Below are 10,406 nucleotides of genomic sequence, written 5' to 3'. Positions count from 1 at the left end.
ATGCTGGTCGTCCCCGCACGCGCGGGGATCTTCCCGTCACGGAGGCTGGGTATCGCCACCCGGCTCGGTCGTCCTCGCACGCGCGGGGATCTTCCGGAACGGCCCACGGAGTGACCCGGTCCCGACCCGTCGTCCCCGCCGCGCGGGGATCTTCCGGGCGGGGACATATCCCAGTGGTCGACCTCGGTGTCGTCCCCGCCTGCGCGGGGATCTTCCATGGGTCGTGCTTCACGCCCTCCACCCCGCGTCGTCGTCTCCGCATGCGCGGGGATCTTCCCGTCATCTCCGTGCTCGACACCATCGGCCGGTAATTGTTCCCGCAAGTGCGGGAGTTCTGTATGTCGCAGGTTTCGTGCCTTGTCATTTTTGACTACACGGAAATATATCCTGTGGATGATGGGTCTTGGGGCGTTTTCTGCTTGTCTCTGGAATGCGATTGAGTGGAATCTTTGAGAGGGGTGTGTGTGGAGAGTTTGGCGCTGGGAGTGGTGTGGGGGAAGTCGGCGGAGAAGGGGGGTGGTTCGATGCATCTTCTGCTCGGGCATCTGCTGGATACGGCCGCAGTGGGGGAGCTGGTCTGGGATCGGTATCTGGCGCCGGTGATCCGGGAACGGCTCGACGCGGTCAGCGACGGGCAGGGGCGGGCATTGTTCGCGTTGGTGTGCGGGCTGCATGACGTCGGGAAGGCGACGCCGGCCTTTCAGATGAAGGACGACGGCCTGGCGGCACGGGTCCGAGCGGCGGGTTTCGACTGGAAGAGCGTGAGCCCGCAGCAGGGGCGGCGTTGGCATCATGCGCGCGCCGGTGCGGTCATCCTGCGTGGGTACCTGCCGCAGGTCGGGTGGAGCCGGCAGGCGTGCAACTGGGTGTGGCCGCTGGTTGCGGGTCATCATGGCCGGATTCCTGGCCGGGACAGGCTGGTCAACCCTGGTGTGGCGCATGGCGTCGGCCTCTGGCCGCAGGCCCAGCAGGCGTTCGTCGATCGGGTCGCCGCCGACCTCGGTGTCGATCTGCCAGGTCTGGGGGAGGCGAGGACACCGAGCCGCGGGGACCAGCTCACCCTGTCTGGCCTGATCATCATGGCCGACTGGATCGCGANCGATCACACGCATTTCGGCGGGCTGTCTGATCCGACGAAAGTGTCGATGGCTGCCGCCAGGGACCGCGCCCGGAAAGCCTGGGAAGAACTGGGACTACGTGGCGGCTGGCGGCGTCCGAACCTCGTGCCCGTAGACCAGCACGATCTCGTCCGGCACCGGTTCGGTAAAGCGGCTCGCGCCGCGCAGTCTGCGGCGGTGGAACTGGCCCGGGACATGCCGGGCGCGGGGTTGCTGATTCTTGAGGCGCCGATGGGTGAGGGCAAGACGGAGGCCGCGTTCGCCGCCGCGGAGGTACTGGCCGCGAAGGTCGGCGCGGACGGCGTCTATGTCGGAATGCCGACGCAGGCGACCAGCGACCCGATGTTCAGTCGAGTGCGTGCCTGGCTCGCCGCGGTCGACGTCGAGGTGCCGATCGGTCTGCTGCACGGCCGGGCGCGTTTCAATCCAGAATGGGCGGCCCTGCGCAGTCAGATCAGCTTCGCCGGGGTGCACGACGACCTCGACGACTTCGGCATGACCGATGACTACGGCATGGGCGACGCATTCGGTCTGGGCGACGAGTTCGGCGTGGACGGCGAGGGCCGGGCGGGCGCCGCGGCGCGATCCGAGGCGCCGCCGGCCGGTCCGGCGGCGGCCGCTGACTGGTTCCTCGGTGCCAAGCGGGGTCTGCTCGCCCCGGTCACGGTCGGCACGGTCGACCAGCTCCTGCACGCCGCGACCCGCACGAAGCACGTCATGCTGCGCCACGCCGGCCTCGCCGGGCGGGTCGTCATCCTCGACGAGGTGCACGCCTACGACGTGTACATGGCGCAGTTCCTGTTCGAGGCGCTGCGCTNGCTGGCCGACTCCGGCGTGCCGGTGATCGTCTTGTCGGCGACGCTGCCCCCGGCGTTGCGCGAGCAGCTCGCCCGCGCCTACCTGCAGGGTGCTCTGCAGTGCCGCGACGTCGACCTCGCCGCGCTGCCCACGCCCGACGGCTACCCGAGCACAACCGCGGTCTTCACCCGCGGCGGCGAGCCGGATTTCGCCGGCGTGTCCGCTCAGCCGTGGCGCCCGTCGACGCCGGTCAACGTGCGGATCCTCGACGAGGACGACGCGTTCGACCCGCGGACGGTCGCCGCGGCGGTGACCCGCGCCGTCGGTGACGGCGGCTGCGCCCTCGTCGTCTGCAACACCGTCCGGCGCGCCCAGGACGTCTATGCCGAGCTCGCGGCCGCGTTCGGCGCGGACGTCGTCCTGCTGCACTCCCGGTTCACCGCCGCCGAACGGGCCCACCGCACCGCCGAGGTCGTCGACCGGCTCGGCCCGCCCGGCCGGACGGGCGCCGCCGCCCGGCCCCGGCGGCTGGTCGTGGTGGCCACCCAGGTGGCCGAGCAGTCGTTCGACGTCGACGTGGACGTCCTGATCACCGATCTCGCGCCCGTCGACCTGCTGCTGCAACGCGTCGGCCGGCTGCACCGGCACGAACGCCCATCGTCCGATCGGCCGGCGAACCTGCGCGGGCCGGAGGTGATCGTCAGCGGGCTGCGGCTCACCGGCGAGGACGTCCCGCGCTATCCCGGGGGGAGCCGGGCCGTCTACGGGGATCACCTGCTCCTGCGGGCCGCGGCCCTCGTCGCCGACGCGGCCAAGGGCCCCGGTTGGTCGATCCCGGAACACGTTCCCGGACTCGTCGCCACCGGCTACGGCGATGCGCCCCTCGGACCGCCTGGCTGGGCGGACGCGCTCGCCGCGGCGCGGACGGCGTGGGAGGGCGACGAGGCCCGCCGCCGGGTGAACGCCTCGGCGTTCCTGCTCGCCGGAGAGGACCGGCTGGGCCTGCCCACGCTCGCGGGTCTGCACGACAACGGGACCGCCGCGCTCGAGACCGAGGAGCGGGTCGCCGCGGTCGTGCGGGACGGCGAGGAGTCGATCGAGGTCGTTCTCGTCCGCCGCGCACCAGCCGGCGGCTACCTGACTCTGTCCGGCCGACGGCTCGGCCCGAGCGGCGAGGTCGCCGTCTCCGACGACGCGGTGCTGGAGGAGGTCGTCGGCTCGGTGATCCGGCTGCCCGCCGTCCCGGAGCTCACGGCCGCGGCTCGCGCCACGCTTACCCCGCTGCCGGGCTGGGGCGGCGACCCCTGGCTGCGCCGCACCCGCGCCCTCATCCTCGACGACCAGCACGCCGCCACCCTCGGCGGCCGCGATCTACGCTACGACAACAACCTCGGCCTCGTAGTCTCGGCTGGCAACCGGTGATTGGTGTTCGGGATCCGTCGCTGGGCAGGTGGCTCGGACTGCAAGTTGAGTCACCCGCCCAGACGACGTCAGCAGTTGACGGGAACCCCGCGGGTGCGGGGACGACGCCAGGTCGGCGGACGCCCAAGGGCAACCCCAGCGTGGCTGGGCGTCTCCACTGTAGCGGCCTCCCCAGCTTGCAGAGTCCGCTGATGCCCAGTTAGGTCAATCTGCTAGGTTGTTGCTGGCGATCGATGATGTTCCGCAACGTGACCCTTTGCGTCAGGTGCGACTTCAGGCGCGGACCCTACCCCCGACGCTGTGGCTCGCGGGCCCTCCGCTTCTTGGACTCGACGGCGCCGCCTGGTGGGTGGCGTTGGCGGCGACGGCGGTGCTCGGAATACTCGCTGCTATCGTCCCTCAGCGATCCGAGGATCGTACTGAGCTCTGGAAGGAGTTTTACCGCTATCGGGCGCGTCGCCATGCTCGCGGTCGAAGGCGCTCGGCCGCGGGTGGATCCCGCCACTGAGGTTCCTGGATCGGGCACACATACTCGGGTCCGAAAACTGTCGGTGGGCCCTGATACATCTCTGGTGGCGATGCGGTTCGAGGGGCCTGGGACGGACGGGGGAAACAGGTGGATGATTTCAGTCTGATCGATGCTGGGTGGATTCCGGTCGACCNGCGAGGGGTCCGGGTCGAGGTCGGGATCCGGGATGCGCTTGTCCACGCGCAGGAGATTGACGGGCTTGCTCTGGACGATCCGCTGGAGGCCGTGGCGATCCTGCGTCAGGTGCTGCTGCCCGTACTCCTCGAAGCATGTGGTGTGCTGCGTACCGACGACGACTGGGCACAGCGGTGGGACGTCGGCGTGTTTGACGGCGAGCGCATTACCGAATACCTGACGGCGCGTGCCGACCAGTTCAGCCTCTTCTCCACCGAAAGGCCGTTTGCGCAGGTCGCGGGACTGCACACGGCGAAGAACGAGACCCGGCCGGTGTCCTTGCTGGTTCCGCGGCTCGCCGCCGGCAACAGCGTCCCGTTGTTCAGTTCCCGGACCGAGAGCGATCCGCCTCGGCTCTCGCCGGCCGCGGCCGCGCGGGCGCTGCTCGCGGCGCACTGCTGGGACACCGCGGCGATCAAGACGGGCGTGGTGGGCGACCCGCAGGTCAAGGGCGGGAAGACGACCGGCAACCACACCGGGCCGCTCGGTCAGCTCGGCGTCGTCGTCCCCCTGGGCGAGACGCTGTTCCACACGCTGATGCTCAACCTCCCGATCCTGCCCGCCGGCCGACGCCCCGACGACCGGCCGCAGTGGGCCAGCGAGGCACCAGCCGGGCCACGCTGGATGATCCGGCCGCCCCGCGGCCTGCTAGACCTGCTGACCTGGCAGTCCCGGCGGATCCGCCTCATCCCGCAGGAGGACCCGACCGTCCCCGGCGGCATCTCGGTGCGGCAGGTGGTGCTCGCCGCGGGCGATCGNCTCCTGGGTTCGGTGCACCACCTCGAACCGCACACCGCCTGGCGGCAGGTCGACAAGCCCAAGGCCGGCCAGCCGCCGGTGCGCCCGGTGCGCCACCAGTCGGGGCGCGCGGCCTGGCGCGGATTCGAAGCCCTGCTGGCCACCGTGCCCACCCCCGGGGAGAAGGTCTCCGCACCGAAGCTGCTGTCCCAGGCCGCGGGCCTGCGCGAGGACGGCATCCTGCCCGCCGACCTGGCACTGCGGGTGCTCACGGTCGGCGTGCAGTACGGCACCCAGTCGGCGGTGATCGACGAGGTGACCGTCGACGAGATCCCGCTGCCGGTCACCGCGCTGCTGCGCGACTCGGAGGTCCGCCGAGTCGTGCTGGCCGTCGCCGACCAGGCCGAGAGCCTGCGGGTCGCCGCCAACCGGCTCGGCGACACCCTGCGGGAAGCCGCCGGGGCGGGGGAGAAGCTGCCGTGGGACAAGGGGCAGCGGCTCGGCGACATGCTCGTGCACAACTTCACCCCGACCGTGCGCCGGCTGCTGGCCGGGCTCGCGCGACACCCGCAGGACGCCGCGAAGGCCGAGCTGGCGTGGAAGGTCATCGCCCGCCAGGTGATCTGGGAGACGGTCGACCCGTTGCTGTCCACCGCCGGCCCGCGCGCGTTCCTCGGCCCNCACCCCGACGAACTGTTCGGCGCCCGGCTCGCCGTCGCCGAGACCTCTCTGCGCCGCACCCTCAACGACGTCCTCGGCCGGGATGCGGACAACCGGCGCGACCTTGCCGCCGCCTGACGCCACAACCACAAGGAGATCGGATGTCCGAGGCAGCCGGGACATCGCCCGGGACAGCGCCATCCCCCTCCACCGGGACGGCCCCCCGTCGGCACTTCTGGGAACGCGACCACACCGGCGGCCGACCCGATGGCGCCGACCTGGCAGCGCTGCGCCGCGGCGTCGGCCGCGCCCCCGGCGAGGCCCCCCAGATGTGGCGCTGTTACACCACTCTCACCGCCGACGGCAAGATCAGCCCCCGCCTGCAGGCGGAGCACGTCGCGCTCACTCTCTACGCCATCCACCAGCAGTCACTGTCCGTCCCGGCGCACCAGGTCGGCATCGGACTTGGAACGGCGGCCCTGCGCCTGCACGACAGCGGCTCCTTCAGCCCCGACGCGGTCGACCGCCGGTTCAACACCGCCGCCACTGCCACCGGCCTGGATGAGGCCGCCTATCACCTGCGCGGACTCGTTCGGCAGTTCCGCCAGCTCACCATCGGCCTCGACTACACCGCCCTGTGGCACGACCTGATCGATTGGCAGAACCCCAGCAGCATCGGCGAGGTCCGGCGCCGCTGGGGAAGCCAGTACTTCTTCCGCCCGCGCCGCGGCGAGACCGCTGGTGCCGCCGCCGCTGACGCCGGCGCGCCCGGCACGTCCTGACCCGTACGCATCACTGCCCGGTGTCGCGCCCGCGCGCCGGACGCCAACCATCCTGACCCAGCCGAAGGAAACACCAGCCGATGCGCTGCTACATCGATGTCCACATCCTGCAGACCGTCCCGCCGTCCAACCTCAACCGGGACGACGCCGGTACCCCGAAGCAGGCGGTCTACGGCGGGGTCAAGCGTGCCCGGGTCAGCTCACAGGCGTGGAAGCGCGCCACCCGGACAGCGTTCGCCGAACACGTCGATCCCGACCGCCTCGGCACCCGCACCAAGCGGATCTCCGCGCTGCTCGCCGACCGGCTCGCCGCTCGCAGCGGGCTCGACGCCGAGTCCGCCACCCGGATCGCCACCAGCCTGCTCAGCGGTCTGAAGATCAGCGCCGGCAAGAAGGCGGCGGAGACGGCCTACTTGCTGTTCTTCGGCCGTCCCCAGCTTGAGCGGCTCGTCGACCTCGTCGCCGACGACATCCCGCGCCTGGTCGAGCTCGATGACAAGGAGCTGGCCGACGCGGTGAAGGACCTCCCGGTCCTGACGACCCTCGGCAGCGGCCATCCCATCGACGTCGCGCTGTTCGGCCGGATGGTCGCCGACCTCGCGACCCTCAACGTCGACGCCGCCACCCAGGTCGCGCACGCTCTGTCCACCCACGCTGTCGACGTCGAGTTCGACTACTACACCGCCGTCGACGACGAGAACGCCCGCGGCGAGACCGGCGCCGGGATGATCGGCACGGTCGAGTTCCAGTCCGCGACGCTCTACCGGTTCGCCACTGTCGGCCTGCACCAGCTCGCCGAGAACCTGGCCGGCGACGTCGAGGCCACCCTGGAGGCGCTGCGAGTGTTCCTCACGGCGTTCACCACCTCCATGCCGACCGGCCACCAGAACTCCTTCGCCCACCGCACCGTGCCGAACCTGCTCACCGTCGCGGTCCGCGCCGACCAGCCGGTCAACCTCGTCTCCGCCTTCGAGCAGCCTGTGTCGGCCGGTCGGCAGGGCATCCTGGCCNGGTCCGTCGCCCGATTCGGCGCCGAGATGCGCACCGCCACCTCGCTGTGGGGCCTGCGTCCCGAACTCGTCGCCTCCACCTACCGCACGCCCGACAACGTGGCGACCGCTCAGACGCTGACCGAGGTGCTCGGCGCGGCAAGGCCCTTCGACGAGGTGATCAGCACCGTCGTGGACGCTGCCCGCCAGCGGTTGGCGGGCGTCACCCGATGACCGAGTCCCGGGCCGGCCACTGCCTGGCCCTGCGCCTCGCCGCCCCGATGCAGTCCTGGGGCACGCGCAGCATGTTCAATCGCCGCGACACCCAGGCCGAACCGACGAAGAGCGGCATCGTCGGACTGCTCGCGGCCGCGCAGGGCCGCCGCCGCACCGACCCGATCGAGGACCTCCTCGACCTCACTCTCGGGGTCCGCACCGACCAGCCCGGCACCCTGCTGCGCGACTACCACACCGTCAGCGACTACCGCGGCCGCCCGCTGCCCTCGACCGCCGTCAGCGCGAAGGGCGCCCAGAAGCCGACGTCGCCGGCCAAGCACACCCACCTCACCGAGCGGTTCTACCTACAGGACGCGGTGTTCGTCGCTGCCGTCGCCGCGCCCGAACCCGTCCTCGCGACCCTCGCCGACGCGCTACGCAACCCCGCCTACCCGCTCGCCCTCGGCCGCCGCGCCTGCCCACCGACCCAGCCGCTGCTCCTCGCCGCCGACAGCGGTGACGACCTGTGGCCCGGCGACGTTGTCGACGTGCTCGGCCGGGTGCCCTGGCAGGCCGGGCCGCAGCACCGCGACGCCCTCATCCGCAGCCGGCGTCCCCGCCCGGCCGCGGTCGACCTGCCCGTCACCGTCGACGACCCCGCCGGCCCCGATGTCCGCCACGACCTGCCCACCGGCTTCGACCCGCACGAGCGCGGATTCACCAGCCGCCGGATCCGCCAGACCTGGGTCCACCTCCCGCCCCCCTACGACCTGGACGACGCCGACCTCGCCGCCGACGCCGCTGCCCCGCCGCATGATCCCTTCGCGCTCCTCGGATGGTGACCGGGCATGACCTATCTGTCTCGCATCTGGCTGAACCCGCTGCGCACCGGCGCCCAGGCGCTGCTGAACAACCCGCAGCGCCTGCACGCCGCCGTCCTCGGCGGCCTGTCCCGCCAACCCGTCACCGAACGGGTCCTGTGGAGGGTCGAGAACGCTGACGCGACCCGGGGTGGCAGCCGGTCCCACCGCGCCGAGGTCCTCGTCCTCACCGAGTCCACCCCGTCATGGGAGCACCTCGTCGAACAGGCCGGCTGGATTCACGCCGACGAGCCGCAGATCGCCGTGCGCGACTACCAGCCGCTGCTCGACCGCCTCCAGGCCGGCCGCGAGTTCCGCTTCCGGCTGCGTNCCAACACCGTCAGCGCCACCCGAACCCCCGACAAACCCTCCCCGGCCCAACGAGAACACCTTGCCGGCCCCNGCCCCCGCGGCGTCCGCGTCGGCCACCGCACCGCCGCGCACCAGACCGCCTGGCTCACCGATCGGGTCGACCGCTGGGGCTTCACCCTGCTCACCACCGCCGAACTCGACGGCGAACCCCTCGGCCAGCCAGCCGACGCCGATCCTGGCCCGGACCGCGGCGCACCGGCGCTGCGGCTCACCGCCCGCGAACGGCTTTCCTTCACCAAGCGGGCGGCCGACGGGACGCGGACCGGCCGGCGGGTCGTGCTCAACACCGCGACGTTCGAGGGCGCTCTCCGCGTCAGCGACCCCGCCCGGGCGCGCGAGACCCTGCTTCACGNCGTCGGNCCGGCCAAGGCCTACGGCTGCGGCCTGATCACCCTCGCGCCCCTGCTCGCCGCGCCGGTCGGGGGCTGACATGTGGTGGCTGTCCGACCCGCAGGACCTGCACCGCGTCGAGGACCGGATCTCGACCCTCTACGTGGAGAAAAGCCACGTCGACCGGGCCGACAACGCGATCGTCCTGGTCAATAAGGAACGCACGGTGCGCGTCCCCGCGGCCCTCATCGCGACCGTCCTGCTCGGTCCCGGAACCCGTATCACCAGTGGCGCGGTCCGCCTGCTCGCGGACTCCGGAACCGCCGTGTGCTGGGTCGGTGAACGAGGCGTGCGGATGTACGCCGCCGGCCTGGGCGCCAGTCGCGGCGCCGGCCTGCTGATGCGGCAGGCATATCTCGTCACCCGGACGAAGGAACGCCTCGACGTCGCCCGGCGCATGTACGGCAAGCGGTTCCCCGACGACGACGTCAGCACCGCCACCATGCAGCAGCTACGAGGCCGGGAAGGCGCCCGAATCAAGAAGATCTACCGCGCGCACGCGGCCCGCGCCGGCGTCACCTGGAACCGGCGGGTTTACACGCACGGTGACCCGTTCGCCGACGGCGACGACGTCAACCGACTGCTGTCCGCAGGGCATAGCTGCCTGTACGGGATCTGCCATGCGGCCATCGTCGGCATCGGAGCGAGTCCGGCCCTCGGCTTCGTCCACACCGGGGCGGCCACGTCGTTCGTTCTCGACATCGCCGACCTGTACAAGGCCGAATACACGATTCCCTTGGCGTTCGATCTCGCCGCTGCGGGATTGGTCGAGGAACGCGACATCCGCACCGCCTTCCGGGACCGGGTCGCCGACGGTCATCTCATGGCCCGCATCATCCACGACATCAAGGACCTTCTCCTCGACGACGCGGACGCGGACATCGACGACGCCGACGCCCTGCACCTGTGGGACGACGTCGATGGCCATGTCCCCGGCGGGGTCAACTGGGCGATCGACCTCGCCGACGGGACCGACGACACCACGATCGTCGGTGTCACCGGCCCCGACACCGACCAGCCACCCCCGCCCTGGTGACCGTCGTCGTCCTCATCGCCGTCGCTGAGGGCCTCCGCGGCCACCTCACCCGATGGATGATCGAGATCGCTCCCGGCGTCTTCGTCGGCAACCCCAGCGCCCGCGTCCGCGACCGCCTCTGGACCGTCCTCGCTGACCGCGTCGGTGACGGCCACGCAATCATGATCGAGCCAGCCGCCAACGAGCAGGGCTGGTCCGCCCGCACCNCCGGCCGCGACCGCACCCACCCCGTCGACTACGACGGACTGATGCTTTTCGCCCGCCAACGCCGCTAAACCCCCAGGTCAGCAAGCGTCGTCCCCGCACGCGCGGGGATCTTCCC

Annotated in this window: 4 protein-coding genes and 11 pseudogenes; all 15 read left to right on the top strand. The window is 71.5% G+C overall.

All coding sequences use genetic code 11. The features are described from left to right. Positions 1 to 440: 440 nt before the first annotated feature. Positions 441 to 1,098: pseudogene (locus FF86_RS57800) on the top strand (CRISPR-associated endonuclease Cas3''); the annotation flags it as partial. A 47-nt stretch (positions 1,099 to 1,145) separates the two neighbouring features. Further along, positions 1,146 to 1,935: pseudogene (locus FF86_RS64380) on the top strand (CRISPR-associated helicase/endonuclease Cas3); the annotation flags it as partial. A 1-nt stretch (position 1,936) separates the two neighbouring features. Next, positions 1,937 to 3,338 (top strand): CRISPR-associated helicase Cas3' (gene cas3, locus FF86_RS57790; protein WP_242419604.1); only part of this gene is annotated, 1,402 nt, incomplete at its 5' end. Between the two features lie 688 nt (positions 3,339 to 4,026). Continuing rightward, a pseudogene (casA, locus tag FF86_RS57785) lies at positions 4,027 to 4,799 on the top strand (type I-E CRISPR-associated protein Cse1/CasA); the annotation flags it as partial. A gap of 1 nt (position 4,800) precedes the next feature. Then, positions 4,801 to 5,459: pseudogene (locus tag FF86_RS57780) on the top strand (type I-E CRISPR-associated protein Cse1/CasA); the annotation flags it as partial. A gap of 141 nt (positions 5,460 to 5,600) precedes the next feature. Further along, positions 5,601 to 6,221, top strand: coding sequence for a type I-E CRISPR-associated protein Cse2/CasB (casB, locus tag FF86_RS25710; protein WP_052681420.1), 621 nt, complete (start codon positions 5,601 to 5,603; stop codon positions 6,219 to 6,221). 80 nt (positions 6,222 to 6,301) lie between these two features. After that, positions 6,302 to 7,231: pseudogene (cas7e, locus tag FF86_RS25705) on the top strand (type I-E CRISPR-associated protein Cas7/Cse4/CasC); the annotation flags it as partial. 1 nt (position 7,232) lies between these two features. Then, positions 7,233 to 7,444: pseudogene (locus FF86_RS57775) on the top strand (type I-E CRISPR-associated protein Cas7/Cse4/CasC); the annotation flags it as partial. Next, positions 7,441 to 8,268, top strand: a complete 828-nt coding sequence (gene cas5e, locus FF86_RS25700) for a type I-E CRISPR-associated protein Cas5/CasD (protein ID WP_044887663.1) — start codon at positions 7,441 to 7,443, stop codon at positions 8,266 to 8,268. The pseudogene FF86_RS57775 and the gene cas5e, both read left to right, overlap by 4 nt. 6 nt (positions 8,269 to 8,274) lie before the next feature. Further along, positions 8,275 to 8,616, top strand: a pseudogene (locus FF86_RS57770) (type I-E CRISPR-associated protein Cas6/Cse3/CasE); the annotation flags it as partial. 1 nt (position 8,617) lies between these two features. Continuing rightward, positions 8,618 to 8,688 (top strand): annotated as a pseudogene (locus tag FF86_RS57765) (hypothetical protein); the annotation flags it as partial. 1 nt (position 8,689) lies between these two features. After that, positions 8,690 to 9,010, top strand: a pseudogene (locus FF86_RS57760) (type I-E CRISPR-associated protein Cas6/Cse3/CasE); the annotation flags it as partial. A 78-nt stretch (positions 9,011 to 9,088) separates the two neighbouring features. Beyond that, the gene (gene cas1e / locus FF86_RS25690; RefSeq protein WP_044887665.1) at positions 9,089 to 10,084 is read left to right on the top strand and encodes a type I-E CRISPR-associated endonuclease Cas1e; all 996 of its coding nucleotides are present in this window, start codon (positions 9,089 to 9,091) and stop codon (positions 10,082 to 10,084) included. Next, positions 10,081 to 10,290: pseudogene (cas2e, locus tag FF86_RS57755) on the top strand (type I-E CRISPR-associated endoribonuclease Cas2e); the annotation flags it as partial. The gene cas1e and the pseudogene cas2e, both read left to right, overlap by 4 nt. Position 10,291: 1 nt before the next feature. After that, positions 10,292 to 10,359, top strand: a pseudogene (locus tag FF86_RS63155) (type I-E CRISPR-associated endoribonuclease Cas2); the annotation flags it as partial. Between the last annotated feature and the right edge of the window lie 47 nt (positions 10,360 to 10,406).

The sequence above is a fragment of the Frankia sp. CpI1-P genome (assembly GCF_001421075.1).
Lineage (GTDB): Bacteria > Actinomycetota > Actinomycetes > Frankiales > Frankiaceae > Frankia > Frankia torreyi.
Note: the sequence above shows the minus strand (reverse complement) of the source record. Positions and strands in the feature narration are given on the sequence as shown.

Excerpts from the sequence above, each read along its gene's own strand:
- cas5e (WP_044887663.1), top strand. The coding sequence starts at position 7,441 with ATGACCGAGTCCCGGGCCGGCCACTGCCTGGCCCTGCGCCTCGCCGCC.
- cas1e (WP_044887665.1), top strand. The coding sequence starts at position 9,089 with ATGTGGTGGCTGTCCGACCCGCAGGACCTGCACCGCGTCGAGGACCGG.
- casB (WP_052681420.1), top strand. The coding sequence starts at position 5,601 with ATGTCCGAGGCAGCCGGGACATCGCCCGGGACAGCGCCATCCCCCTCC.